Here is a 25,648-nt window from a genome sequence, read left to right as displayed (position 1 = left end):
GCGACCGCACCGGCTCCCGACCACGCAGGGGAACAGATTGAAAGCGCTTGTACTGTCGGGCGGGATGGGGACACGGCTGCGTCCGCTGACCCACTCCATGCCGAAGCAGCTCGTCCCGATCGCCGGAAAGCCGGTGTTGGTCCACTGCCTCGACCGGATCCGGGACGCGGGGATCACCGACATCGGCATCGTCGTCGGTGAGCGGGCCAAGGAGATCGAGGCCGCCCTGGGCGACGGCTCGCAGCTCGGGGTCCGTCTCACCTACATCCAGCAGGAGGCCCCGTTCGGACTGGCCCACTGCGTGCTGATCGCCCGCGAGTTCCTGGCCGAGGACGACTTCGTGATGTACCTCGGCGACAACGTGCTGGACGCCGACCTCGGCGCGTTGATGGAGCCGTTCCTGACCCACCGGCCGGCCGCCCAGCTGGTGGTGACCAAGGTGCCCAACCCGAGCGAGTCGGGGGTCGCCGAGGTCGACGCCGGGGGCGTGGTGCTGCGGGTGGAGGAGAAGCCCGCGCGGCCGCGCAGCGACCTGGCGATGGTCGGGGTCTACTTCTTCACCCCGGCGGTGCACCGGGCCGTCCGGGAGATCCCGCTCAGCTGGCGCAACGAGTGGGAGATCACCGACGCGATCCAGTGGCTGCTCGACGACGGTCAGGAGGTGCGGGCCAGCGTGCACGACGGCTTCTGGAAGGACACCGGCCGGGTCGAGGGCATCCTCGACTCCAACCGGGTCCTGCTCGACGAACTCGCCGGTGAACTCGCCGAAGAACCGAGTGAGTTGGAGGCCGGGGTGCTGGACGGCGAGAGCACCGTCACGGGACCGGTCCGGATCGGGCCGGGCGTGCGGCTGATCCGCTCGCACGTGGTCGGCCCGGCGGTGATCGGTGCCGGGACGGTGATCGAGGACAGCCGGGTCGGGCCGTACACCGCCCTCGGCGAGCGCTGTGTGCTCCGCCGGGCGGGCATCGAGGACTCCATCACGCTCGACGGGGTCGAGGTGGACGGGGTCACCGGGATCCGCGAGTCGCTGATCGGCAAGGCCGCGCAGATCACCCAGCGGCCCAGCGAGCCGGGCGTCAACCGCCTGGTCGTCGGCGACCACACCCGGATGGAGGTCGGCGCATGAGGATCCTGGTCACCGGTGCGGCCGGCTTCATCGGCTCCCACTACGTGCGCTCGCTGCTCGCCGACGAGTACCCGGGCCACGAGGGCGCGCGGGTCACCGCGCTGGACAAGCTCACCTACGCGGGCAACCTCGCCAACCTGCCGGTCGGGGACCCCCGGCTGACGGTGGTCACCGCCGACGTCTGCGACCGGGACGCGCTCGCCGAGGTGCTCCCCGGGCACGACGCGGTGGTGCACTTCGCCGCCGAGTCGCACGTGGACCGCTCGGTCGCCGGCGCCGAGCCCTTCTTCCGCACCAATGTGATGGGCACCCAGAACCTGCTGGACCGCTGCGTCGAGGCGCGGGTCCCGCGAGTGGTGCACGTCTCCACCGACGAGGTGTACGGCTCCATCGCCGAGGGCTCCTGGGACGAGGACCAGCCGCTGCTGCCCAACTCGCCCTACGCGGCGTCCAAGGCCGCCTCGGACCTGGTCGCCCGCAGCTACTGGCGCACCCACGGGCTCGACCTGAGCATCACCCGCTGCGCCAACAATTACGGCCCGTACCAGTACGCCGAGAAGGTCATCCCGCGGTTCGTGACCAGCCTGATCGACGGTGGCACGGTGCCGCTGTACGGCGACGGCGGAAACGTCCGCGAGTGGCTGCACGTCTCGGACCACTGCCGGGCCCTGCACGCGGTGCTGGCCGGCGGCCGGGCGGGCCGGATCTACAACATCGGCGGCGGCACCGCGCTGACCAACCGCGAGCTCACCGAACGGCTCCTGGAGCTGTGCGGCGCCGGCCCGGAGCGGATCCGGCAGGTGCCCGACCGCAAGGCCCACGACCTGCGCTACTCGGTGGACGACAGCCGGATCCGCGAGGAGCTCGGCTACCGGCCGCGGGTCGACTTCGAGCAGGGCCTCGAGGAGGTCGTCGCGTGGTACCGCGAGAACCGCGACTGGTGGGAGCCCACGACGACCGCGAACCGTACGGAAACGGAAACGGAGACGAACCGATGACCGCTCCCCTGACCGTCGAGGTCCAGGACCGGCTGCCGCTGCTGCGCGAGGTGGTGGGCCACCACCGGCCGGTGCCGTTCATCCTCACCCGGGAGATGTTCGGCGGCCTGCCCGTCGAGCTGGCCGGCGCCGAGATCAGCTCCCTGGTGGACCAGCCCGTCGCCGAGACCCATGTCCACGGCGTCCCGGAGGTCTACCTGCTGTTCGCGCCCAACCCGGGCGACGCGGAGATCTCCGTCGAGGTCGAGGACGAGGAGTTCCTGCTGACCGCCCCGGCCGCGCTGTACGTGCCGGCCGGCAAGCGGCACCGCTTCGTCACCCGCAGGGCCGTGCCCGGCAGCTTCTGCTTCGGCCTCTTCGTCCACAGCCCCGAGCCGGGCGAGAAGGAGGAACGATGACCGCCCAGCCGTCCACCCCGGTGATCCGGTCGTACAACAGCGACGCGCCGGCATCGGCGGACCTGCTGCGCCTGCACCTCAACGAGACCCCGTACGGCGGGCCGCCCGGGGCGGTCGCGGCGGCCCGGGCCGAGCTGGACGAGCGCTGCTCCGTCTACCCGGAGAGCGAGTGCGCCGAGCTGCGGGCCCGGATCGCCCGGCACGTCGGGCTGACGCCGGCCGAGGTCGCGGTGGGCAACGGCACCGACGAACTGGTGCTGCTCGCCGCGCTGACCTTCCTCGGGCCGGAGCGCGGCGCCGTGGTCACCGCCACGAGTTTCCCGGGCTACCGCAGCGCCGCCGCGGTCGCCGGGGCCCCGGTCACCGAGGTGCCGCTGGAGGCCTACCGGGCCCCGGCCGGGGCCGTCGCCGCCGCGATCGACGAGCGGACCGGCGCGGCCTTCGTCTGCAACCCGCTCAACCCCACCGGCACCCTGCTGGACCGGGACGGGGTCGAGCGGATCATCGCCGCGGCCGAGGCGGCCGGTACCGTCGCCGTGTTCGACGAGGCCTACCTGGACTTCGCCGGCCCGGAGCACGGCCACGCGCTGGACGCGGTCCGCGCGGGCCGACCGGTCGTGGTGCTGCGGACCTTCTCCAAGGCCTGGGGGCTGGCGGCGCTGCGGGTCGGCTACGCGGTCGGCCGGGCGGACCTGATCGCCCGGCTCTGGCGGACCCGGCAGGCGCTGCCCTTCGCCGTCAACCGGCTCGCCCAGCGGGCGGCCGTCGCCGCGCTGGACGACCCGGACTTCCTCGCCTCCGTGCGCGACCGCACCCGGGAGGCCCGGCAGCGGTTCTACGCGGGGCTGGACGCGCTGGGCATCCGGTACGTCCCCTCGGTCACCAACTTCGTCCTGGTCGAGGTCGGCGAGGACTCCGGCACGGTCGCGGCGCGGCTGGCGGACGAGCACGGGATCCTGGTCCGCGACCTGGCGGCCTTCGGGCTGCCCGGGCGGCTGCGGGTGACCGTCGGCACCCCCGAGCAGGTCGACCGCTGCTGCGCCGCGCTGGCGGCCGTCCTGGCGGTGCCGGCCGGGAGGGAGCACGCGCCGGGCCCGCACTGGGAGAAGGCGGCGCCGACCTTCGCGCCGATGGAGTTCCCGAGCCTGTTCAACGGCTACATCGGCGCCCAGGCCGCCTTCGCCCTGGCCGAGTTGGGGGTGTGGACGGCGCTCGACGAGGAGCCCCGCACGGTCGCCGACCTGGCGGTGGCCGCCGACGCCGCCGAGTCGCGGATCCGCGCCCTGCTGAACACCGTCGCGCTGCTCGGCTACGTCGAACTGCGCGACGGGGCGGTCTTCCTGACCACCGCCGGGCGCGAACTGATCCGCCACCGCGGGTTCCTGATGTGGGGCGTCGGCGGCTACGGGTCGATGATGTCCTCGCTGGCGGACCTGGCGACCGGCCGGGCGCTGTACGGGCGGGACGTCCGCCGGGACGAGGGGCGGATCGCCCGGGGCGCCGGCGAGGTCGGCTCCGAGCTGATGCTGCCGGTCGAGCGGCGGATGCTGGAGGGGCTCGACTACGGCGACGTCGCCGACCTGGGCTGCGGGGACGGCACCCGGCTGATCCGGCTGGCCGGCGACCGGCCCGAGCCGCGGCGCGGGGTCGGCATCGACATCAGCGAGGCGGCCTGCGCGATAGCCGGGAAGCGGGTCGCCGAGGCCGGGCTGGCCGGCTCCCTGGAGGTCGTCTGCGGGGACGTGCTGTTCGGCGCGGAGCGGCCGGTCTTCCCGGGGATCGACCTGGTCGGCAGCTTCCTGCTGCTGCACGACCTGTTCGCCGCCGCCGGGGAGCCGGCCGGGATGGTGCGCGCGCTGCGCCGGGCCTTCCCGGACGCGCGCTACTTCCTGCTCGCGGACACCAACGCGCAGTCCTGGGAGCGGCACGAGGGGCCGCTGCCGGCCTTCTCGCTGGAGTTCGAGCTGATGCACGCGTTCATGGACACGCCGCTGCTCAGCCGGGACGCGTACGAGGCGGCCTTCGCGGCGGGGGGCCTGCGGGTCCGGCGGCGCGAGCGGTTCGGCGCCCCGTCGACCTGGATCTGGCTGCTGGAGGTCGAACCGGGCGCGTGAGCGGGCGGAACGGCAGACGGGGCGGCCCGGACCGAGATGGTCCGGGCCGCCCCGTCGTTGTCCGCCCGGTGCGGGCGGCTTCCGGTCAACCGCCGAGGAGGGCTTCCGGGCCGGCCGCGAGGGTGGCGAGGTAGAGCTCGGCGACGGTGTCGGCGAAGGCGGCGGGCAGGACGTCGGTCCGTACCGTCACCCGGAGCCGCCCGGCCGGGTGGCGGAAGGCCTCCACCGCCAGCGGGGTGCCCTGGTCCTGGGCGAGGCGGTCCTCGGCGAGCTCGACCGAGCAGCCGGCGAGCGCGAGGGCCGCGCGCTCGAAGTCCTGGAGGAGGAAGAGCGGCAGGGTGATCAGGTTGTGGACGTCGGGCCGGGCCCGGCCGAGTTCGCCGATGGTCTCGGTGAAGGGGAGGTCCTGGTGGGCGAGGGCCTCGTTGATGACGGGGGCCGGGTCCCGGCGGGGGGCGGTGCGCAGGACGAGGGGGTTGATCCGGCTGGTGACGGCGCGGTCGAGGTGGTGCAGTCCGCGCTTGGCGACGGGGGTGACGATGCCGATGTCGGTCTGGCCGGTGAGGCGGTGGAGGACCTCGGTGTAGACGGCGATGTGCTGGGCGAACGCGGTGCGGCCGGAGGTGTCCCAGGCGTGGAGGAGGCGCTCGGGCATGGCGTGCTCGGTGCCGTGGGTGGGGCCGGTCGGGGCGAGCGGGGCGGCGGGGACGCCGGGGAGCCGGAGCTTGGGGAGGGTGCGGAGCCGGTCGCGCCAGTAGCTCCGCTGGGGGGCGAGGTCGGGGGTGTGGGCGGTCTGTTCGCGGTGGATCAGGTCGAGGGTGGGGGCGGGCCCCGGCCAGGCGGGCGGGGTGCCGTCGAGGCGGGCCCGGTAGGCGGTGCCGAGGTCGTCGACGAGGACGGTCTCGGACCATCCGTCGAAGGCGATGTGGTGGATGCCGAGGCCGAGGAGGTGGGTGTCGGGGCCGGTCCGGGTGAGGGCGGCGCGCCAGTTGCGGCCGGTGGCGGGGGCGAGGGGCCGGCGGAGGTGGCGGTCGGTGGCGGCGAGGGCCTCGTCGGGGCCGGTGGCCGGGAGGTGCCGGAGGTCGGGGGCGGCGGGGTGGTCGGGGACGGTGGCGGTGGGCGGCTCGGTGGGGTGGTACCGGGCGTGGAGGGTCTGGTGGCGGTGGTGGACGTCGGTGAGGGCCAGGGTGAGGGCAGCGGTGTCGAGGGGGCCGGTGATCCGCCAGGTGAGGAGGCAGACGGTGGTGGGGGTGGCGTGGGCGAAGGTGGCCTGGCCGGTGGCGAGCGGGATGCCGGCCGGGGACGCGTCGGCCGGGGGCTGCTCCGGGGGAGCGGCGGGGCTCCGGGTGCCGAGCCAGTGGTGGAGGCCGGCGGGGGTGGGGGTGCGGTAGATCTGGGACACCGGGACGGGGTGGTCGAGGAGCCGGGTGAGGCGGTTGGCGAGCCGGGCGGCGTCGAGGCTGTTCCCGCCGAGGGCGAAGAAGTCCGCGTCGCTGTTCCCGGCGGCGTCGGGGGTGAGCCGGGCGAAGGCGTGGGTGATCCGGTCGAGGGTGGTGCGGGGGGTGTCCGCCGGGTCCTCGGCGGGGGTGTCCCCCGGGGCGGCGGCGCCACCCGAAGTGGCGCCCCCCGAACCGGCGCCGCCCGAGGCAGGGTTCCCGGGCGCGGGGTGGTGGGCGGCGAGGGCCCGGTGGTCGACCTTCCCGTTGCGGGTGAGCGGGAGGGTGGGGAGGCGCCGGATGTGGCGGGGGACGAGGTAGCCGGGGAGCCGGTCGGTGAGGGCGGCCCTGACGGTGTCGGGGCCGACCGGCAGGTCGGGGTCGGTGACGTAGTGCAGGACGAGGTCGGCGGGCCGGCCCTGGGCGTCGGTGACCGGGGTGACGGCGGCGCGGTGGATGCCCGGGATCCGGTGGGTGGCCTGTTCGATCTCGCCGGGTTCGATCCGGTGTCCGCGGATCTTGACCTGGCGGTCGTTGCGGCCGCCGTAGTGGAGGGTCCCGTCGGGGCCGCGGTGGCCGAGGTCGCCGGTGCGGTAGACCCGGGTGGGCCGGCCGTCGAGGGTGAGGGTGGTGAACTTCTCCTCGGTGAGGTCGGGGTTGTCGAGGTAGCCGTGGGCGAGGCCGTGCCCGGAGAGGCAGATCTCGCCGGTGGTGCCGGGTGGGACGGGGCGGTCGCCGTCGAGGATGTGGACGGCGCTGTTGGTGAGGGGCACGCCGATCGGGATGCCGGTCGGGTCGTCGAGGTCCGCCGGGGTGATCCGGTGCGCCGAGACCAGGGCGGTCGACTCCACCGGCCCGTAGCCGTTGGACACCTCGATGTCCGGGAACCGGTCGAGCAGGCGGCGGATGTGTTCGACCGAGACGGTCTCGCTCCCGGTGAGCACCCAGCGGATCCCCTCGAACGCGTCGACGTCCTCGTCCACCACCACGTTGAAGACGGCGGTGGGCAGCACCGCCATGTTGACGCCGTGGTCCGCGACCAGGGTGCGCAGCAGCTGCGGCTGCATGATGTCGTCGGTCAGCACCGAGGTGCCGCCGCAGAGCAGCGGGCCCCACAGGTCGAGGATCGGCCCGTCCCACTGGAGCGGGAACAGCTGGGGGATCACCGTGGTGCTGTCGTACGGGGCGAAGGCGCAGTGGTCGTAGAGGCGGGCGGTGCCGTGGTGGGGGAGGACGACGCCCTTGGGGGTGCCGGTGGAACCCGAGGTGAAGCAGACGGCGGCGGGCGCGTCGCCGGGGACGGCGGGGGCGGTGTGGGTGTGCAGGCGGCCCCGGGGCGGCAGGGGCGCCCAGGTGGGGACGGGCCAGGGGTGGGTGTCGTCCGGGGTGGTGAGGTGGAGCCGGGCGTCCAGGCGGTCGAGCAGCTCGCCGCGCCGCCGGTGGGGCCACGCGGGGTCGAAGGCGGCGTAGGCGGCGCCGCGTTTGAGGACGGCCAGGAGTAGCGCGACGGTGGTCGGGGTGCGGGGCAGGCTGAGGCCGACGTGGTCGCCGGGGCCGATGCCGCGGGCCTCCAGCTCGTGCGCGTAGTGGTCGGACAGCCGGTCGAGCCGGGCGTAGCCGATGTGCCGGCCGGCGTGGATCAGGGCGGTGCGGTCGGGGTGGTGGCGCACGCTCCACGCGAACAGTCCGTGGATGGTGTCGGCGCGCTGGTAGGGCTCGGTCACGTCGGGTGCCTCCTCGGCGGGTGATGCGGTGCGGGGTCAGATCCGGGCGCGCGAACGCCGGTGGGCGAGCACGAGCAGGACCGTGCCGAGCGCCGTGTAGCCGGTGAGGGCGGCGAGGTGGACGGCCCCCGGGGTCTCGCCGAGCTGGGCCTGGTGGGCCAGCTCGCCGAGGTGGTAGGTGGGCGTCAGCTCGGCGGGGAGCCGCAGCCAGCCGGGGAAGGTGTCGACCGGCCAGAGCAGCCCGCCGAGGATGTTGAAGCCCCAGACGCCGACCAGCACCGGCAGGCCGACGGTCTTCTCGGTCAGCAGGAGGCCGCAGGCGCAGCCGAACAGGCAGTAGACGGCCGAGCCGGCCCAGAGCACGAGCACGGTGGCGGCCAGGTGCGCGCCGCTGATGGTGACGGAGTCCAGCCGGCTGCCGACGAGCAGTACGCCGGTGGCCGAGAGCAGGCAGAGCGGGACGACGGTGAGCAGCCGCATGGCGAGGTAGCCGCGCGCGCCGGACGGGCCGGCGGCCAACTGGCGGTACCAGCCGCTGCCGCGGTCCTTGGCGATGGCGGTGGCGGTGCCGGACAGTCCGGCGAAGACCACGCCGGTGGCGGCCATCGACACCAGCACGTAGGCCCTGGAGCCGAGGCCGTCGGGCGGCTGCCGGACCAGTTCGTCGGCGAGCAGGGCGCAGGTGACCACCGGCGAGACCAGGATGGAGATCAGCATCGTCGGGTCGCGGAGCAGCCGCAGGAGCTCCAGCCGGTACAGCAGCGTCATCGGGGGGTCTCCTCGGGGTCGGCGGGCAGCAGCGGGGCGAGCGCCTCGGCCAGGCCGGGGGCGGCGATCCGCAGCCGGGCGGGCCGGAGGCCGGCGGTGTGCAGGGCGGCCACGGTGCTGTCGGAGTCGGTGCTGAGCAGCCGGAACTCCTGCCCGGCGGTGCCGGTGGCGGCGGCCACGCCGGGGAGCTCCCGCAGCGCGGCGAGCGCGGCGTCCGGGGACTCGAAGGCGACGAGCCGGCCCTCGACCCGGGCGGCGAGCTCGCCGGGGGCGGCGTCGGCGAGGACGGCGTCCGGGCCGAGCACCAGGACCCGGTCGGCGACGCGTTCGGCCTCGGTCGGGTCGTCGACGGCGAGCAGGACGGTGCGGTCCTCGCCCCGGTGGGCGCGGACGACGTCCCAGAACGCGGCCGCGTCGTCGGCGTGGAGCCCTTCGGTCGGGTGGTCGAGCACCAGCAGCTCGGGCGTGTGGGCGAGGGCGACGGCGAGCCGGACCAGGGCCCTGCCGCCCGCCGGGAGCCCTTCGGTGCGTACGCGCGACAGTTCGCCGATGCCGCAGCGGGTGGCCAGGTCGGTGCGGTCGGCGGGGCGGGGGCCGAGCCGGCCGGCCACCGCCAGCACCTGGGCGACGGTGTGGCCCGCGGGCAGTCCGCCGCCGGCCGGCAGCCCGGCGGCGGCCGCGGTGCGGACGGCCTCGGCGGGCGGCAGGCCGAGGACGCTCAGGCCGGCGGCCGGGCGCAGTCCGAGCAGCCGGTCGAACAGGGCGGTGACGTCGGCGCGGGGGCCGAACAGGGCCACGGTGGTGCCGGGTTCGACGGTGAGGTCCCAGGGCGGGCCGGCGAGCCGCACCGCGGCGGGGGCGGTCGGGATGTCCGGGGTGGCCGGGATGTCCGGGGCGTCCGGGGCACCCGGGGTATCCGGGGTGTCCGGTGCCGCCTCCCGCGAGGCCTGGGCGGCCGGGCCGGGGGCCGGGGACGGAGACAGGGGCATGGGGCGCTCCCAGGGGTCGGGCGGGTCCGGCCTCGTCCGGGCCGGTGCGTGCCGGCCGTCCTGGCCGGGCCGGAACCCTCGGGTCAGGACGCGTTCGGTCGAACCGTCAGAACAGCTGCGAGCGTGTCGAGTTCGGTGCGGTCCAGGCTCAGGTCGCACGCGGTGGCGTTCTGCCGCAGGTGCTCGTCGCTGCGGCTGCCGGGGATCGGGACGAGGTGCGGGTCCTGGGCGAGCAGCCAGGCCAGGGCGAGGGTGGCGAGCGGGACGCCGTGGCGCCGCGCGATCGCGCGGGCCGGTTCGAGCCGGGCGTGGTCGCGGGCCAGGTTGCCGGTGGCGAAGCGCTCCTGGCGGCGGCGGTAGTCGGCCGGTCCGAGCTGGTCGGCGGAGGAGAGCGTGCCGGCCAGGAAGCCGCGGCCGAGCGGGCTGTGGGCGACCAGGCCGACGCCCAGTTCGCGGGCGGTGGGCAGGACGTCGTCCTCCAGGCCGCGCGACCAGAGGGAGTACTCGCTCTCCAGCGCGGTCACCGGGTGGACGGCGTGCGCGCGGCGGAGCAGGCCGGCGGGGACCTCGGAGAGCCCGATGTGCCGGACCTTCCCGGCCTCGACCAGGGCGGCCAGGCCGCCGACGGTCTCCTCGACCGGGACGGACGGGTCGGGCCGGGCGAGGTAGTAGAGGTCGATGACGTCGGTGCCGAGCCGGGCGAGCGAGGCGTCGCAGGCGCGGCGCAGGAACGCGGGGCTGCCGTCGAAGGCGGTGGGGCGGGCGCCGTCGGTGAAGACCGCGCCGCCGCGGGTGGCGATCACCGCCTCGTCCCGGCGGCCGGCGACGGCGCGGCCGACCAGGCGCTCGACCTCGCCGCCGCCGTAGAAGTCGGCGGTGTCGATCAGGGTGGTGCCGAGGTCCAGGGCGGTGCGGACGGCGCGTACCGCCTCGTCGGCGTCCACCCCGCCGTAGCCGCCGGCCAGGCCGAGCGTCCCCAGGCCGATCGCGCCGGTGGCCAGGCCCTGACCGGTGCCCAAGGTCCGCTTCCTCAACGCCGTTCCCCCGTTCGGTTCGTACAGTCGGCCGGAACGCTAGGAGCGCCGCCTAGAGATCGGCTGGATCCCGGGAGGAAGAGGACGGGGGGATCCGGCGACGGGGTGTTCGACCGCGACTCCAGTGGGTGTGTAGAGCCGGTGACCAGAGTCCTGGGGAGAAACGTCGGGGTCGGCCGTCCGGGGCCGGAAGCCGCGAACCCCGCCGCACCCGAGACGGAGGATCCTCGTGACGGAGAAGAGCGGGCCCATGGTGGCCGAGTACAGCATCGTGGTGGACGGGCCGGCCCGGCGGGCCTTCGCGCTCATCGAGGACGCGGTCCGCTGGCCGCAGTACTTCACCCCGGTCGTGCACACCGAGCGGACCCAGGAGTCCCCGGAGCGCGACGAGTTGAGGATCTGGGGGCTGCGCGGTGAGAACGCGGTCCGGGTCTGGACCGCCCGCCGGGTGTTCGACCGGGCCGGTCTGAGCATCTCGTTCACCAACGAGCCGGCGGTGGCCCCGCTGGCGTCCAGCGGCGGTGTCTGGTCGTTCGCCGACCAGGGCGACGGCACCAGCACGGCGACCGTCCGCCACGAGTTCACCATGCTGCCGGACGCGGACGTGCCCGCCGAGCGGGTCGCCGAGGAGCTCGGCAAGCACTCCCGCAAGCAGCTGGAGGAGCTGCGCGCCGCCGCCGAGCTGGGTGACGAACTCGACCGCCTGGTGGTCGACTTCGAGGACCCGCTGTTCATCGGCGGCGCGGTGGAGGACTCCTGGGCGATCCTCTACGAGGCCGACAAGTGGCCCGAGCGGCTGGCGCACGTGCACAAGCTGACGATGACCGAGGACGTCCCGAACATCCAGTTCTTCGACATGGACACCACGACGCCGGACGGTCGCGGGCACTTCACCCGCTCGGTCCGGGTCTGCCTGCCGCAGAACAGGATCGTCTACAAGCAGGTCACCCCGCCGCCGCTGCTGACCGCGCACACCGGCCACTGGGCCTGGGTGGAGACACCGGAGGGCCACCTGCTCAGCTCCCGCCACACCGTGACCATCAACCCGGCCAAGCTCGCGCTGCTCGGCGAGGGCACCACGGTCGAGGGCGCCCGCAGGTACCTGCGCCGGGTGCTCAGCACCAACAGCATGACCAACCTGCGGCTGGCCAAGGCCCACGCCGAGGAGCGCGCCGGTGTCTGAGCCGGTCGGCCGCGGGGCCGTCCCGCGGGTCTTCGGCACGCCCGCGGAGCCGGTCGTCCTCGACCGGCTCCCGCGCCGGGCCGCCGCGAACTGGCCGGACCGCACCGCCCTGGTCTGCGGCGAACGCGGTCTGACGTTCCGTCAACTCGACGCAGAGGTGGACAGGTTCGCCCGGGCCATCGCGGCGGCGCTGCCCGGCGACGGGTCGGTGGTCGGCGCGACCACGGTGCTCAGCCCGGAGTTCGCGGCGCTGTACTACGGCATCGCCCGGGCCGGCCAGGTGATCGTCAGCGTCAACCCGTACCTGCCGGCGCCCGGGCTGCGGCACGTGCTGGCCGCCTCCCGGACCCGGCTGCTCTTCGCGCCCGCCGCACTGCTCGGCCGGCTGGCCGAGGTGCGCGGGCAACTGCCGGACCTGGAACGGGTGGTGGTGCTGGACGGGCCCGGCGGCGCGGCCGGCGCCGAGACGCTGGCCGAGTTCCTCGCCTCGGGCGAGGGGGCCGCGGACCCGGCGCCCGCGACCGGGGTGGAGGACCCCGGGGGCCTGCACTTCACCAGCGGCACCACCGGCGCGCCCAAGGCCGTGGTGCTCTCGCACCGCAACCTGACCGTGAACGCCGCCCAGATCGCCCACGCCCACCGGATCGACCACACCTCCGTGGTGGCCAACCACCTGCCGCTGTACCACCTGATGCACCTCAACTCGGCGGTGCACGCGGGCGCCACCCAGGTGCTCTGCCCCGGCGAGGACCCGGTGGAGGCCCTCGCCGCCGCCGAACGGCACCGCGCCGTACGGCTGTTCAGCCTCCCGGTGCGGCTGGCCCGGCTGGCCGCCGACCCCCGGCTGCCGCAGCTGGGGGCCGGGTCGCTGGAAGCGGTCCTGTCCGGCGGCAGCGCGCTGCCGCAGGCCGCCGCCGAGACGCTGGCGGACCACTTCGGCATCCCGGTGCTCCAGGGCTACGGCCTGGCGGAGACCTCGCCGGTGACCCACACGGGCGTCATCGACGACCCTCGGGCGGGCTCGGTGGGCCCGGTGGTGGCCGGCACCGAGTGCCGGATCGTCGAGGTGGACACCCGGGCGGTGCTCGGCCCCGGTGAGCGCGGCGAGGTGCAGGTGCGCGGCCCGCAGGTGATGACGGGCTACCTGGACCCGGCGCTGCCCACCGGCATCGACGCCGACGGCTGGTTCTCCACCGGCGACGTCGGCAGGGTCGACGAGGACGGCTTCCTGTACCTGGTGGACCGGCTCAAGGACGTGTTCAAGCACGACAACTGGCTGGTCTCACCGGTGCGGATCGAGGAGGAGCTGGCCCGCCACCCCGCCGTCGCGGACTGCGCGGTGGTCGACCGGCCGGACGGCCTCGGCAACGGCGTGGCCCACGCCTTCGTGGTGGTCCGCCCGGACGGCGGGCCCGACGTCCTCGACCGGATCGCCGACTTCGTCAACGGCCGGGTCGCCTACTACGAGCGGATCCGGCACATCACCGCGCTCGACACCGTGCCCCGCTCGCCGAACGGCAAGATCCTGCGCGCCGAACTGCGGTCCCGCTCGGCGGCCGGCACCGACTGACCGTCCGGAGCCGAGCCGGCCGTCCGGAGCCGAGCGGCCGTCCGGACCTGAACCGACCACCCAGAGACGAGAAGAGGAAACCATGATCACCCTGATCAACCAGCTGACCGTGACCGGCAGCGAGGAGGAGTTCCGGAGCATCTCCGCCGAGCTCAACGCCTTCATGTCGCAGTGGCCCGGCTACCGCAGCCACACCCTGCTGCGCTCGGTGCGCGAGGCCGGCTCGTACGCCGAGGTCGCGCAGTGGGACGACGCCGCGTCGCACCAGGCGGCCGTCCGCACCGAGGAGTTCCAGGCGCTGATCAAGCGGCTGGCCCAGGTCATCGCCAAGCCCGCGCCCGGCCTCTACGAGACCGTCACCGCGCACCAGGCCTGAGCGGCCCCGGCCCCAACGCAGGAGGATCGATGAGGAATCAGGGACAGGTGCTCGTCGTCGGGGCCGGACCGGTCGGCCTGACGGCCGCGCACGAGCTGGCCCGGCACGGCCTCGCCGTGCGGCTGGTGGACGCGGCCGCCGGGCCGGCCACCACCAGCCGGGCGATCGCGACCCACCCCCGCACGCTGGAGACCTACCGGCAGATGGGCGTGGTGGACGAGGTGCTCGGCCTCGGCCGCCGGATCGAGGGCTTCACCATGTTCAAGGGCGGGCGGCGGCTGGTGCGGCTGGACGCCGACTACAGTCGCAACCCGACCGCCTACCCGTTCACCCTGAGCATCGACCAGGTCCGCACCGAACAGGTGCTGCGGGCCGCCGTCGAGCGGGCCGGGGTCGAGGTCGAGTGGGGCGTCCGGCTGGAGGAGCTGCGCCAGGACGCCGACGGGGTCGAGGTCGTCCTCGCCCACGACGGCGGCCGGCGGGAGACCGTCCGCACCCCGTGGCTGGTCGGCTGCGACGGCGGCCGCTCCACCGTCCGCAAGTCGCTCGGGCTGCGGCTGGTCGGCGACTCCAACGACACCTGGCTGCTGGCCGACGCCAAGGTCACCGTGGACCTGCCGGCCGACAGCATCTACTGGATGCACGCCGGGGCCGGCACCCTGATGCTGGTCCCCCTGCCCGGCGACCGCTGGCGGATGCTGGACACCGCCGAGACCGCGTACGACGGCGACGGCTCGGTGATCGCCGCCCGCTTCGCCCGCAAGCTGTCGGCCGCGCTCGGCCGGCCGGTGCGGGTGGACGAGCCCGAGTGGGTCTCGGTGTTCACCGCGCAGCAGCGGATGGTCGAGCGGATGCGGGTCGACCGGGTGCTGCTCGCCGGAGACGCCGCGCACGTGCACAGCCCGGCCTCCGGGCAGGGCATGAACACCGGCGTCCAGGAGGCGTACAACCTCGCCTGGAAGCTGGCGATGGTGGTCAAGGGCCACAGCGGGGACGCCCTGCTGGACAGCTACCAGGCCGAGCGGCTGCCGATCGGCGCCGAACTGCTGAAGTCCACCCGCAACGCGACCCGGCTGGTGGCGCTGCGCGCGGCGCTGGCCGGGGTGTTCCTGCCGGTGTTCTTCGTGGTGGTGCGGACCGTCACGCCGCTGCGCGAGAAGATCCAGCACTCGGTGCTCAGCGCCATGTCCGGCCTCGCGCTGGGCTACCCCGAGTCGCCGCTGACCACGCCCGACGCCACCGCCACCGCCACCGCCGCAGGGTCCGAGCCGGCCGGGCCCCGGCCCGGGTACCGGATCACCTCGGCCCTGGCGGCCGTGGAGCCGGGGGAGGCGTCGGCCGAGCTGGCCGCGGAACTGCGCGACCCGCGGTGGACCCTGCTGCACGTCCCGGCCCACGGCGCGGACGGCGACGGCGACGGCGAGGGCCATGGGGACGCCGGCTTCGGCCGGGAGGCGCGGGAACGGTACGGCGCCTGGCTGTCGGTACGGACGGTCGGCGGCGGCGCGGACGACGTCGTCCCGCTGCCCGACCCGGACGGACGGCTGCGCCGGGCCCTGGCCGCGCGGCCGGGCGGCTGGCTGCTGGTCCGGCCGGACGGGTACCTGGCCGCCCGGGGCGGCCGGAGCGAACAGCGGGAACTGGACCGGGCGCTCGACGGCGCGCACCTGGTCGGCCGCGGAGGGCGGCGGACGCCGGGCGCCCCGGCAGGGGCAGGGGAGAGGAAGGCATGAACACGCAGGTAGTCGTCACCGGGATCGGAGTGGTCGCGCCCGGCGGCACGGGGACCAAGGCGTTCTGGGAGATGATCACGGCGGGCCGCACCGCGACCCGGGGGATCTCGCTCTTCGACCCCGACGGGTTCCGGTCCCGGATCGCCGCCGAGTGCGACTTCGACCCGGTCGCGAGCGGCCTCGGCCCGCAGGAGCTCCGCCGGCTCGACCGTGCCGCGCAGTTCGCCCTGGTGGCGGGCGCCGAGGCGGTCGCCGAGTCCGGGCTGGACCTCGACCGGATGGACCCGGGCCGGATCGGCGTGATGCTGGGCAGCGCGGTCGGCTGCAGCACCAGCCTGGAGCGCGAGTACGTCGTCACCAGCAACAGCGGGGCGAACTGGCTGGTGGACCACGGCTACACCGTGCCGCACCTGTACGACCAGTTCATCCCCAGCTCGATGGCGGCCGAACTGGCCTGGTCGGTCGGCGCGGAGGGCCCGGTGAGCATGGTCTCCACCGGCTGCACCTCGGGCATCGACGCGATCGGCCACGCCGCCCAGCTGATCCGCGAGGGCGTGGTGGACGTGGTGGTCGCGGGGGCGACCGACGCGCCGATCACCCCGATCACCGTCGCCTGCTTCGACGCGATCCGGGCCACCTCGCCGCGCAACGACGACCCGGCGCACGCCTCCCGGCCGTTCGACAACACCCGCAACGGCTTCGTCCTCGGCGAGGGCAGCGCGGTGGTGGTGCTGGAGAGTGCCGAGCACGCCCGGCGCCGCGGCGCCCGCCCGTACGCCGAGCTCGGCGGCTACGCCACCCGCAGCAACGCGTACCACATGACCGGCCTCCACCCCGAGGGGCGGGAGATGGCCGCGGCCGTCGACGAGGCCCTGGCGCAGGCCCGGCTGGACCCGACCGCGATCGACTACGTCAACGCGCACGGCTCCGGCACCCGGCAGAACGACCGGCACGAGACCGCCGCGTTCAAGCGCAGCCTCGGCGACCACGCGTACCGGACGCCGGTGAGCTCGATCAAGTCGATGGTCGGCCACTCCCTGGGGGCGATCGGCGCGATCGAGATCGCCGCCTGCGCGCTGGCGATCGCCCACTCGGTGGTGCCGCCGACGGCCAACCTGCACGAACGCGACCCCGAGTGCGACCTGGACTACGTGCCGCTGACCGCCCGGGACGCCCGGCTGGACGCGGTGCTGACCGTGGGCAGCGGCTTCGGCGGCTTCCAGAGCGCCATGGTGCTGCGCCGGCCGACGGCGGTGGCGGCATGACCGTGCGCACCGTGGTCACCGGGCTGGGCGTGCTGGCGCCGAACGGCGTCGGCCTGGACGAGTACTGGGCGGCGGTCCTGAGCGGCCGCAGCGGCCTCGGCCGGGTGGAACGCTTCGACCCGTCCGGCTACCCGTCCCAAGTGGCCGGTGAGATCAAGGGTTTCGAGGCCGCCGAGCACCTGCCGGCCAAGCTGCTGCCGCAGACCGACCGGGTCACCCAGCTGTCCCTGACCGCCGCCGACTGGGCGATCGCCGACGCCGGCATCGACCCGGCCGGACTCCCGGAGTACGGGGCCGGCGTGGTGACGGCCAGCAGCTCGGGCGGCTTCGAGTTCGGCCAGCGGGAGCTGGAGGCGCTCTGGGCCCGGGGGCCCAAGTACGTCAGCGCCTACCAGTCCTTCGCGTGGTTCTGCGCGGTGAACACCGGTCAGATCTCCATCCGGCACGGCCTGCGCGGCCCGAGCGGCGCGGTGGTCTCCGACCAGGCCGGCGGCCTGGACGCGGTGGCCGGGGCCCGCCGGGCGGTCCGCCAGGGCACCGGACTGATGGTCACCGGCGGGGTGGACAGCTCGCTCTGCCCGTGGGCCTGGATCGCCCACCTGGCCGGCGGCGGGATCAGCACCCGCCGGGCCCCGGAGCGCGCCTACCTGCCGTTCGACCACGAGGCCGACGGCTACGTCCCCGGCGAGGGCGGGGCGATCCTCGTGGTCGAGGACGCCGCGCACGCCGCGGCCCGCGGCGCGGCCCGGGTGTACGGCGAGGTCGCCGGGTACGCCTCGGGCTTCGACCCGCGGCCCGGCTCCGGCCGGCCGCCGGCCCTGCGGCGGGTGATCGGGGCCGCGCTGGCCGACGCCGGGCTCGAACCCGGCGACGTCGACGTGGTGTTCGCGGACGCCGCCGGGCTCCCGGACGCGGACGCCGCGGAGGCGGCGGCGCTGGCCGGGGTCTTCGGCGAGCGCGGCGTCCCGGTGACCGCGCCGAAGACGATGACCGGACGGCTGTACGCGGGCGGCGCCCCGCTGGACCTCGCGGCAGCCCTGCTGTCCATCCGGGACGGGGTCATCCCGCCCACCGTCCACGTCGGGCGGCCCGTCGACGAGTACGGGCTCGACCTCGTCCTGGGCGAGCCGCGGGCGGCCGAGGTCCGCACCGCCCTGGTGCTGTCGCGGGGCCGGGGCGGGCACACCTCCGCGATGTGCCTGACCGCCGCCTGAAGCCACGGCCCGGCCGGCCCTCCGGCCGGAACCCACAGCCCGTCCGCACCACAGCCCGACCGACACCACCACAGCCCGGCCGATGCGGCACCACGCCGACACGGCAGCCCGGCCCACCGGCCGGGCGCAGCGAAAGGAACACCATGAGCGAATTCACCGTCGACGACCTGCGCCGGATCATGCGCGAGGGCGTCGGGGAGCGGGACGGCCTCCTCGACGGCGACATCCTCGGCCTCGGCTTCGCCGACCTGGACATCGACTCGCTGGCGCTGCTGGAGACCGCCACCCGGATCGAGCGCGAGTACGACGTCAGCCTGCCGGACAGCGTGGTCACCGAGGCCGCGACGATCGGCCGGCTGCTGGAGATGGTCAACGAGGCGCTGGCGGCCCGGGTCGGCTGACAGCCGTCCGCCACGGATCTTCGAGCCGGCTTCGAGGCGGCGCTGACAGCCTCCTGTCCGGCCCGGGAAACACCGGCCCGCGCGGTGGCATCCGTGCGGTGGCCTCCGCGCGGCGACCGCCGTGCGGTGACGGGAGGAGCGAGCACAGTGCACAGCGAACCGAGCCCAGGCCGGCTCGACGGCCGGGTGGCGCTGGTCACCGGCGCCACCCGGGGCCTCGGCCTGGCGGTCGCCCGCCGGCTGGCGGCGGCCGGGGCCACGGTCCACCTCAACTACGCGCACCGGGAGCAGGACGCGGCGGCGGCCGTGGCCGCACTGGCCGGGCTGCCCGGCCGGGTGGTCGCGGCGCGGGCCGACGTCACCGACCCGGCCGGGCCGGCCGCCCTGCTGGAGCGGATCGGCGAGCGGGACGGGCGGCTGGACATCCTGGTCCACAACGTCTCCTCGCTGCACCCGATGGCGCCCGGCGAGCCCGACCCGGCGGGGGTGCACGCGGACCTGGCGACCGCGCTGGACCCGCTGCTCCACACCGCCGGGACGCTGGCCGCGCTGATGCCCGCGGGCGGCCGGATCATCGCGGTCTCCAGCATCGGGGCCCGCGCGGTCGTCCCCCGCTACCTGGCCGGCGGCGTGGCCAAGGCCGCGCTGGAGAGCCTGGTGCGGTACCTGGCGGTCGGCTTCGCCGCCCGGGACATCGCGGTCAACGCGGTGTCCACGGCGAAGCTCGCCAAGGGCGGCGAACCCACCCCGCAGGAGCGGGCGATGGCCGAGCGCTCGCCGTCCGGCCGGCTCACCGTGCCGGACGACGTGGCCGGGGTGGTGGAGCTGCTCTGCCGCCCGGAGGCCGGCTGGATCCGGGGCCAGACGATCACGGTGGACGGCGGGCAGGGCCTGCTCGCGCCATGAACCCCGGGCCGGAACCTTTGACGGAGGGCGGAGACAGGTGAACGGGATCGATACGGACGTCTGCGTGGTGGGCGGCGGCCCGGCGGGGCTGGCACTGGCCCTGCTGCTGCTCCGCTCCGGCGCGCGGGTGGCCGTGGTGGAGCGCGCCACCTCCCTGGAACGCGAGTACCGCGGCGAGATCCTGCAGCCGGGCGGGCTGGCGGTGCTCGACGAGCTGGGTGTGCTCGACGCGGTCCGCCGGCGCGGCGGCTGCGAGCTCACCGGCTTCCAACTGTGCGACGGGAAGCGGGTGTTGATGGATATCGACTACACCCGGCTGCCCGGCCCGCACAACCGGCTGCTGAGCCTGCCGCAGCACCATCTGCTGGCCGGACTGCTCGCGGCCTGCGAGGAGTTCGACACCTTCCGGCACCTGGCCGGGCACCGCCTGCGGGAGCTGGTCCGGGACGGTGACGGCGCGGTGGCCGGGGTGCTGGCCGCGGCGGTGGCCGGGGCGGCCGACGGCGGTGAACCGGTCCGGGTGGACGCCGGGTTGGTGGTCGCCGCCGACGGCCGCCACTCCAAGGCGCGCCGGCTCGCCGGGATCGACGCCGGCCGGCTGGACGTCTTCGAACAGGACGTGCTCTGGTTCAAACTGCACGCCCCCGGCGCGGCCACCGGCAAGGTCCGGATCTTCCGCACCGGCGGCAGCGCGGCGATCGTCCACGACTCCCACCCGGACCGGCTGCAGATCGGCTGGTGCCTGCCGCACGGCGGCTACGGCGAGCTGGCCCGGGAGGGCCTGCCGGCCGTGCGGGCCCGGCTGTGCGCCGCGCTGCCCGAGCTGGCCGAGCCGATCGGGGAGCAGCTCGACTCCGTCAAGCGGCTGAGCCTGCTGGACGTCTTCGCGGGCTCGGCCGAACGCTGGGCCGCCGACGGGCTGCTGCTGATCGGCGACGCGGCCCACACCCTGGGCCCGCTCGGCGCCCAGGGCATCAACCTGGCCCTCCAGGACGCGGTGCTCGCCCACCCGGTGGTGCTGCGCGCCCTGGACAGCGGCGACGCCGGCGCCGAGGCCCTGTCCGCCTTCGAACGCGTCCGGCGGCCCGACATCGAGCGCGTCCTGAAGATGCAGAAGATGCAGGCCAAGGGCATGTTCGCGGAGCCCAACCCGGTGGCCGACCTGATCCGCCCGGCGGTGGCCGGCCTGATCGGGCGCACCCCGGTCGGGGCCCGGATCACCCGCCGGATCGCCTTCGGCAATCCGGGCATCCGGGTCCGCACCGACCTCTTCGCGGCGGCCTGATCCCGGGCCGCCGGACCACGACCGAACCCATCCGACCGCTCAGGAGCACTCAGCATGAAGATCATTGACATCTCGGTGGCCGTCGACGCCCAGGCCTGGGAGCCGGACCCGGTGATCCACGAGATCATGACCCCGGCCCAGGGCGCCGCCCACATGGCCGAGGAGATGAAGGAGTTCGGCCTGGAGATCTCGCCGGACGACCTGCCGAACGGCGAGCTCCTCTCGATCGACACCCTGAAGCTGACCTCGCACACCGGCACCCACGTGGACGCGCCCTCGCACTACGGCTCCACCGTGGCGTACGGGGACGGCGTCCCGCGCACCATCGACCAGCTCCCGCTGGACTGGTTCCACCGCCCCGGCTTCGTGCTCGACCTCACCGGGGTCGAGGAGCAGGTCGCCGACGCGGCCTACGTGAAGGCCGAGCTGGACCGCATCGGCTACACCCCGCAGCCGATGGACATCGCCCTGCTGCGCACCCGCGCCTCCGAGTGGGTCGGCACCCCGATGTACTTCTCGGAGTTCGTCGGCCTGGACCGCTCGGCCACCGAGCTGCTGCTCGACTACGGCGTCAAGGTGATCGGCACCGACGCGTTCAGCGTGGACGCCCCGTTCGGCGACATGATCACCCGCTACCACCAGACCCAGGACCAGGGCGTGCTGTGGCCGGCCCACTTCCTCGGCCGCGAGCGCGAGTACTGCCACATCGAGCGCCTGGCCAACCTGGACACCCTGCCCAAGCCGTTCGGCTTCACCGTGGTCTGCTACCCGTTCAAGGTGGCCGGCGCCGGTGCCGGCTGGACCCGCGCCGTCGCCATCTTCGAGGACGAGGACTGATCATGGGACAGACCTACAGCGCACCGGCCGGGCTCGTCGAACTGCGGGCCGGGGTCGAGCAGTTCTACGCCCGGCACTTCCACCTGCTGGACGAGGGCAAGGCGGCCGAGTGGGCCGCCGACTTCACCGAGGACGGCGCCTTCTTCCCGCCGAACGCCCCCGAGCCGCTGCGCGGCCGGGCGACGCTGGTGGCCGGCGTCGAGCGGGCGCACGGCGAGTACCGGGAGAAGGGCGAGCAGCGCCGGCACTGGCACGGCATGGTCGCGGTGCACCCGCGGGAGGACGGCACCGTCTTCGTGCGGTGCTACGCGCAGATCATCGTCACGCCGCGCGGGGGCCAGGCCCGGCTGCACCTCAGCTGCGTCTGCGAGGACGTGTTCGTCGTCGAGGACGGCGTGCTGCTGATCCGTGAGCGCCGGGTCTCCCGCGACGACCTGGGCTGACCCGGCCCCGGCCCCGGCCCCGGCCGACCGGCCGACTGCCGGGCGGGGCAACCGAAAGGCCCCGGACCACCGCGAGAGCGGATGGTCCGGGGCCTTCGCGGCGCCCGGGTCAGCCGGCGGCGGCCAGCAGGTCGCGGACCAGCCGGGCGGGGCTCGGGCGCTCGGCGATCGCGGCGGCCAGCGCGCCGGCCGCCGTACGGTACCCGGAGTCGTCCAGCAGCGATTCGACCGCGGCCCGGACGGCCGCCTCGTCGGCGGTCCGGCCGTCCAGTGCCAGCGCGGCGCCGCTGCGCGCCATCCGGCGCGCGTTGACCGACTGCTCGACGGTGAACGGCAGCGCCAGCTGCGGGACGCCGGCGGCGGCCGCGGTCATGCCGCCGCCGGCGCCGCCGTGGTGGACCACCGCGTCGCAGGTCGGCAGCAGCGGGCCGAGCGGGGCGTAGCCGAGCACCCGGACGTTGCCGGGCAGCGCCGCCCGGTGCTCGTCGGTCAGTGCCGCCGGGTCGCAGGCCAGCAGGACTTCGGCGTCCAGGCCGCCGAGCGCGGCGGCGATCCTGGGGGCGAGGAAGGAGCGCGGGCCGAGCAGCCCGGCCAGCGAGTTGCCCCAGACCACGCAGATCCGCGGCCGTCCGCCCCGGCGGCCCGGGGCGGTGACGCCCCCGGTGCCGGTGCCGTTGTACGGGACGTGGCGGACCGGCAGCCGCTCGCCCGCGAAGGGCGCGGCGATCGACGGCGGGCAGGGGTCGACGATCCGGCCGATGAGCTCGGGGCCCATCGGGCCGACGCCGTGCCGCGCGAAGCTCTCGGTGTGGTCCTGCGGGACGAGGGTGGCGCCGGGCTCGGTCTCCTCCGGGCCGACCGGCCCCCACAGGTGGCACAGCGCCGGTCGGCCCAGCACCCGGGCGGCCAGCACGCCCTCCAGGCTCATCAGGTCGTGCACCACGAGGTCCGGCCGCCACTGGCGGGCGAACCCGACGGTGTCGTCGAGGCTGCGGCGGATCGCGGCGAGGTTGGGCTGCTGGTTCTCCCGCTTGTAGCGGGGCCAGTCGAAGTCGGACGGCTTCTCCAGCACCCGGCCGGTGACCGGGTGCAGCGGCATGCCCAGGGAGCGGTCGGCCCCCTCGCCGAGGGCGGCGAAGTAGTGGAAGATCCGGCCGCGGACGAGCATGTCCGGGCCGTCCAGGACGGGCACCGGGACGAGGCCGGCCCGGCCGACCGCGCCGGCCTGGGCGGGGCCGCACGCCACGCGGACCTCGTGGCCGGCGGACTGCAGGGCCCAGCCCAGCGGGACCATCGGGAAGTAGTGCGCCGGGTAGTCGGACACGGTGAACAGGACGCGCACGCGGGTACTCCAGTCGGTTATCGCGGGGACACCCGGTCGGCGGCCAACTCGGCCAGCACCGGGACCAGTTCGTCGGGCGTGGGGCGCTCGCCGTGGGCCGCGGCGAGCGCGGCGGCGGCCTGCCGGAAGGACGGCGCGGTGAGCAGTGCGTCGACGGCGGCGGCGATCGCCGCACCGTCCGCCGTGCTGCCGTGCAGGGCCAGGCCCGCGCCGGAGCCGGCGATCCGCTCGGCGACCAGCGCCTGCTCCCGGCCGAACGGCAGCGCCAGCTGCGGCACCCCGGCGGCCAGCGCGGTCATCGCGCAGCCCGCGCCGCCGTGGTGGACCACCGCCGCGCTGCCCGGCAGCAGCCGGCTGAGCCGGTGCCCGGGCAGCACCCGGACGTCGTCGGGCACCGGGCCGAGCGACGCGGCGTCCTCGTCGGACAGGGCCGCGACCACGTCGAGCCCGCGCCCGGACAGCGCCCGCAGGATCCTCGGGACGACGAAGGAGCCGCGGCCGAAGATCCGGGTCAGCGAGTTGCTCCAGACCACGCAGACCCGGGGCCGGCCGTCCGGCGCGGGCGGCGGGCCGTCCGGCCGGGGGCCCTCGTACGGGACGTAGCGGACGGCGAGCCGTTCGGCGCGGGTGCGCGGGGCGACCTGCGGCGGGCACGGGTCCACCACGTACCGCAGCAGGTCGGCGTCGGCGGGGATGCCGAGCCGTTCGCGGGCCGGGGCGGGCAGGTCGGGGGAGAGCGCCGCCAGGCCGTGCGCGGTCTCGTCGGTGCCGGTGGGGCCCCAGAGGTGGCAGACGGCGGGGGCCCGCGCGAGGTGGGCCGCGAGCATGCCCTCCGGGGACAGCGGGTCGTGCAGGACGAGGTCGGGGCGTTCGGCGCGGGCGAAGCCGGCCACGGCCTGGGCGCGGGTGCGGCCCCGGTCGGCCTCGGCGGCGGCGTGCGCGGGGGCGTGGGCGGGCCAGTCGAAGCCGTCGGGGCCGTCGAGTTCGGCGCCGGTGAGCGGGTGGAGCAGCGGCAGGCCCGGGTGGTGGACCCGCCCGGCCAGCGCGTCGAGGTAGACGCCGAGCCGGGCCTGGACCACGGTGTCGACGTCGGTGCCGCAGCCCACGGCGGGCAGGCCCGAGGCCGCCACCTGGCGGGCGTGCCCTTCGCCGCACAGCACGGTGACCTGGTGGCCGGCCCGGCGCAGCGCCCGTGCCAGCGGGATCATCGGGTAGTAGTGCCCGGCGTAGTCCGAGACGGTGAGGGCGACCTTCATCGGGCCGCGCCCTCGGCGGCGATCCGCTCCAGGGTCTCCGTGAAGTCGGCCGGGCTGGGCCGGTCGAGGTTCTGCTCGCGCAGCTTCCCGGCGCCCCCGCGGTGGGACGGGTCCTCCAGCAGGTCCCGGACGCTCCGGCGCAGCTCCTCGACACCGGTGTGCGGGCCGGACAGCAGCCGGCCGCCGCCCGCGGCCTCGATCCGATCGCCGTTGGCCCGGTACTCCGCCCCGAAGGCGACCACGAGCTGGGGGACGCCGTGCGCGGTGGCGGTGAGCAGCCCGCCGGCGCCGCCGCTGTGCACCAGCAGGTCGGCGGTGGGCATCAGCAGGTGGAGCGGGCAGTGCTCGACCACGGTGACGCCGGACGGCAGCGGGCCGGCCTTGGCGATGCCGGCGGCGTTCGTGGTGAGCACCACCTCGACGTCGAGCCCGGCGAGCGCTTCGAGGATCGTCGGGACGGCGAAGGAGCGGTCGCCGTACAGGTGCGGCAGGGTGTTGCTCCACATCACCACCACCCGGGGGCGGGCGGCGGGCCGGGCCATCCACGGCTCCATCCCGCCGGAGCCGTTGTACGGCACGTAGCGCAGCGGCAGCCGTTCGGCGCGGGTCGGCGGGGCCAGGTCGGCCGGGCAGATGTCGATCACCCGGTCGATCAGCGCGCGCCCGGTCGCGGTGACGCCGTGCCGCTCGAACTCGCGGCTGTAGTGCCGCGGCACGAAGTCCAGCCCCCAGCCGGTCTCCTCGGTGCCGATCGGGCCGGTCAGGTGGCAGATCGCGGGCACGCCCAGCACCCGGGCGGGCACCACGCCGTCCAGGTGCAGCAGGTCGTGCAGCACCAGGTCGGGGCGCCACTCCCGGGCGAAGTCGACCATGGCGTTGATCCGGCGCCCGGCCTTGCCGGCCTCGGGGCCGCGGATCGAGCGGACGAACCCGTCGACGTCGAACTCGTCCGGGTGCCCGAGCTCCGCGCCGGTCTCCGGGTGGACCAGCGGGAGGTCGAGCTCGGCCGGCGCGGTGCCGGCCCGGACGGCCTGGTGCAGGCCGAGACGGGCCCACATCAGCATGTCGACGTCCTCCAGGACCGGGACCGGCGAGAGGCCGGCCCCCTCGACGTACTGCTGCTGGGCGGCGCCGCAGACCACCCGGACCTCGTGGCCGGCCGCCTGCAGCGCCCAGCCCAGCGGGACCATCGGGAAGTAGTGCGGCAGGTAGTCGGAGACGGCGAACATCACACGCATGTACTGGGG

Annotated in this window: 22 protein-coding genes; 15 read left to right on the top strand and 7 right to left on the bottom strand. The window is 75.4% G+C overall.

The window, feature by feature from the left end; translation table 11 throughout:
* Positions 1 to 37: 37 nt before the first annotated feature.
* The 4 genes from ACFQ6N_RS01825 to ACFQ6N_RS01810 are packed head-to-tail and all read left to right on the top strand — an operon-like array spanning position 38 to position 4,639.
* On the top strand, positions 38 to 1,129 hold the full coding sequence (locus tag ACFQ6N_RS01825) for a glucose-1-phosphate thymidylyltransferase (RefSeq protein ID WP_380646198.1): 1,092 nt from the start codon (positions 38 to 40) through the stop codon (positions 1,127 to 1,129).
* Positions 1,126 to 2,127 (top strand): dTDP-glucose 4,6-dehydratase, encoded by a 1,002-nt coding sequence (rfbB, locus tag ACFQ6N_RS01820; protein ID WP_380646197.1) that lies wholly within the window; start codon positions 1,126 to 1,128, stop codon positions 2,125 to 2,127. The genes ACFQ6N_RS01825 and rfbB overlap by 4 nt, the downstream gene beginning before the upstream one ends.
* On the top strand, positions 2,124 to 2,525 hold the full coding sequence (locus tag ACFQ6N_RS01815) for a cupin domain-containing protein (protein WP_380646195.1): 402 nt from the start codon (positions 2,124 to 2,126) through the stop codon (positions 2,523 to 2,525). The genes rfbB and ACFQ6N_RS01815 overlap by 4 nt, the downstream gene beginning before the upstream one ends.
* Positions 2,522 to 4,639 (top strand): aminotransferase class I/II-fold pyridoxal phosphate-dependent enzyme, encoded by a 2,118-nt coding sequence (locus ACFQ6N_RS01810; RefSeq protein ID WP_380646194.1) that lies wholly within the window; start codon positions 2,522 to 2,524, stop codon positions 4,637 to 4,639. The genes ACFQ6N_RS01815 and ACFQ6N_RS01810 overlap by 4 nt, the downstream gene beginning before the upstream one ends.
* Before the next feature lie 85 nt (positions 4,640 to 4,724).
* Here ACFQ6N_RS01810 and ACFQ6N_RS01805 read toward each other — a convergent pair whose 3' ends face one another.
* From ACFQ6N_RS01805 to ACFQ6N_RS01790, 4 genes are all read right to left on the bottom strand, one after another.
* Positions 4,725 to 7,799 carry an amino acid adenylation domain-containing protein gene (locus tag ACFQ6N_RS01805; RefSeq protein WP_380646193.1) on the bottom strand — a complete coding sequence of 1,025 codons (3,075 nt, stop codon included), beginning with the start codon at positions 7,797 to 7,799 and terminating at the stop codon, positions 4,725 to 4,727.
* Between the two features lie 36 nt (positions 7,800 to 7,835).
* Positions 7,836 to 8,567 carry an ABC transporter permease gene (locus ACFQ6N_RS01800; protein WP_380646191.1) on the bottom strand — a complete coding sequence of 244 codons (732 nt, stop codon included), beginning with the start codon at positions 8,565 to 8,567 and terminating at the stop codon, positions 7,836 to 7,838.
* Complete coding sequence (locus tag ACFQ6N_RS01795) at positions 8,564 to 9,556, bottom strand: hypothetical protein (protein WP_380646190.1); 993 nt, start codon at positions 9,554 to 9,556, stop codon at positions 8,564 to 8,566. The genes ACFQ6N_RS01800 and ACFQ6N_RS01795 overlap by 4 nt, the downstream gene beginning before the upstream one ends.
* A gap of 83 nt (positions 9,557 to 9,639) precedes the next feature.
* Complete coding sequence (locus ACFQ6N_RS01790) at positions 9,640 to 10,575, bottom strand: aldo/keto reductase (RefSeq protein ID WP_380646189.1); 936 nt, start codon at positions 10,573 to 10,575, stop codon at positions 9,640 to 9,642.
* A gap of 244 nt (positions 10,576 to 10,819) precedes the next feature.
* On the opposite strand from ACFQ6N_RS01790, the gene ACFQ6N_RS01785 reads away from it, so the two are divergent.
* From ACFQ6N_RS01785 to ACFQ6N_RS01735, 11 genes are all read left to right on the top strand, one after another.
* The gene (locus tag ACFQ6N_RS01785; RefSeq protein ID WP_380646188.1) at positions 10,820 to 11,773 is read left to right on the top strand and encodes an aromatase/cyclase; all 954 of its coding nucleotides are present in this window, start codon (positions 10,820 to 10,822) and stop codon (positions 11,771 to 11,773) included.
* A complete protein-coding gene (locus tag ACFQ6N_RS01780) occupies positions 11,766 to 13,343 on the top strand; it encodes a class I adenylate-forming enzyme family protein (protein ID WP_380646187.1) in 1,578 nt (525 codons plus the stop codon). Before ACFQ6N_RS01785 ends, ACFQ6N_RS01780 begins: the two co-directional genes overlap by 8 nt.
* An 82-nt stretch (positions 13,344 to 13,425) precedes the next feature.
* Positions 13,426 to 13,719, top strand: coding sequence for an antibiotic biosynthesis monooxygenase family protein (locus ACFQ6N_RS01775; RefSeq protein ID WP_380646186.1), 294 nt, complete (start codon positions 13,426 to 13,428; stop codon positions 13,717 to 13,719).
* 29 nt (positions 13,720 to 13,748) lie between these two features.
* A complete protein-coding gene (locus ACFQ6N_RS01770; protein ID WP_380646185.1) occupies positions 13,749 to 15,452 on the top strand; it encodes an FAD-dependent oxidoreductase in 1,704 nt (567 codons plus the stop codon).
* A complete protein-coding gene (locus ACFQ6N_RS01765; protein WP_380646184.1) occupies positions 15,449 to 16,717 on the top strand; it encodes a beta-ketoacyl-[acyl-carrier-protein] synthase family protein in 1,269 nt (422 codons plus the stop codon). The genes ACFQ6N_RS01770 and ACFQ6N_RS01765 overlap by 4 nt, the downstream gene beginning before the upstream one ends.
* Positions 16,714 to 17,931 (top strand): ketosynthase chain-length factor, encoded by a 1,218-nt coding sequence (locus ACFQ6N_RS01760; protein ID WP_380646183.1) that lies wholly within the window; start codon positions 16,714 to 16,716, stop codon positions 17,929 to 17,931. Before ACFQ6N_RS01765 ends, ACFQ6N_RS01760 begins: the two co-directional genes overlap by 4 nt.
* 143 nt (positions 17,932 to 18,074) lie before the next feature.
* Positions 18,075 to 18,332 carry an acyl carrier protein gene (locus tag ACFQ6N_RS01755; protein WP_380646182.1) on the top strand — a complete coding sequence of 86 codons (258 nt, stop codon included), beginning with the start codon at positions 18,075 to 18,077 and terminating at the stop codon, positions 18,330 to 18,332.
* A gap of 147 nt (positions 18,333 to 18,479) precedes the next feature.
* The gene (locus ACFQ6N_RS01750; protein WP_380646181.1) at positions 18,480 to 19,238 is read left to right on the top strand and encodes an SDR family oxidoreductase; all 759 of its coding nucleotides are present in this window, start codon (positions 18,480 to 18,482) and stop codon (positions 19,236 to 19,238) included.
* A gap of 37 nt (positions 19,239 to 19,275) precedes the next feature.
* On the top strand, positions 19,276 to 20,523 hold the full coding sequence (locus tag ACFQ6N_RS01745; RefSeq protein ID WP_380646180.1) for an FAD-dependent monooxygenase: 1,248 nt from the start codon (positions 19,276 to 19,278) through the stop codon (positions 20,521 to 20,523).
* A gap of 54 nt (positions 20,524 to 20,577) precedes the next feature.
* A complete protein-coding gene (locus ACFQ6N_RS01740) occupies positions 20,578 to 21,360 on the top strand; it encodes a cyclase family protein (RefSeq protein ID WP_380646179.1) in 783 nt (260 codons plus the stop codon).
* 2 nt (positions 21,361 to 21,362) lie between these two features.
* Positions 21,363 to 21,803 (top strand): nuclear transport factor 2 family protein, encoded by a 441-nt coding sequence (locus tag ACFQ6N_RS01735; protein WP_380646178.1) that lies wholly within the window; start codon positions 21,363 to 21,365, stop codon positions 21,801 to 21,803.
* Positions 21,804 to 21,912: 109 nt separating this feature from the next.
* Here ACFQ6N_RS01735 and ACFQ6N_RS01730 read toward each other — a convergent pair whose 3' ends face one another.
* From ACFQ6N_RS01730 to ACFQ6N_RS01720, 3 genes are read right to left on the bottom strand one after another with little or no spacing between them, the layout of a single operon-like run.
* Positions 21,913 to 23,145, bottom strand: coding sequence for a nucleotide disphospho-sugar-binding domain-containing protein (locus ACFQ6N_RS01730; RefSeq protein WP_380646177.1), 1,233 nt, complete (start codon positions 23,143 to 23,145; stop codon positions 21,913 to 21,915).
* Between the two features lie 17 nt (positions 23,146 to 23,162).
* Positions 23,163 to 24,401: a glycosyltransferase gene (locus ACFQ6N_RS01725; protein WP_380646176.1), complete on the bottom strand. Its 1,239-nt coding sequence runs from the start codon at positions 24,399 to 24,401 to the stop codon at positions 23,163 to 23,165.
* Positions 24,398 to 25,639, bottom strand: a complete 1,242-nt coding sequence (locus tag ACFQ6N_RS01720) for a nucleotide disphospho-sugar-binding domain-containing protein (RefSeq protein ID WP_380646175.1) — start codon at positions 25,637 to 25,639, stop codon at positions 24,398 to 24,400. Before ACFQ6N_RS01720 ends, ACFQ6N_RS01725 begins: the two co-directional genes overlap by 4 nt.
* Positions 25,640 to 25,648 lie beyond the last annotated feature (9 nt).

The sequence above is a fragment of the Kitasatospora sp. NPDC056446 genome, from assembly GCF_042796115.1.
In the GTDB taxonomy this organism is placed as follows: domain Bacteria; phylum Actinomycetota; class Actinomycetes; order Streptomycetales; family Streptomycetaceae; genus Kitasatospora.
Note: the sequence above shows the minus strand (reverse complement) of the source record. Positions and strands in the feature narration are given on the sequence as shown.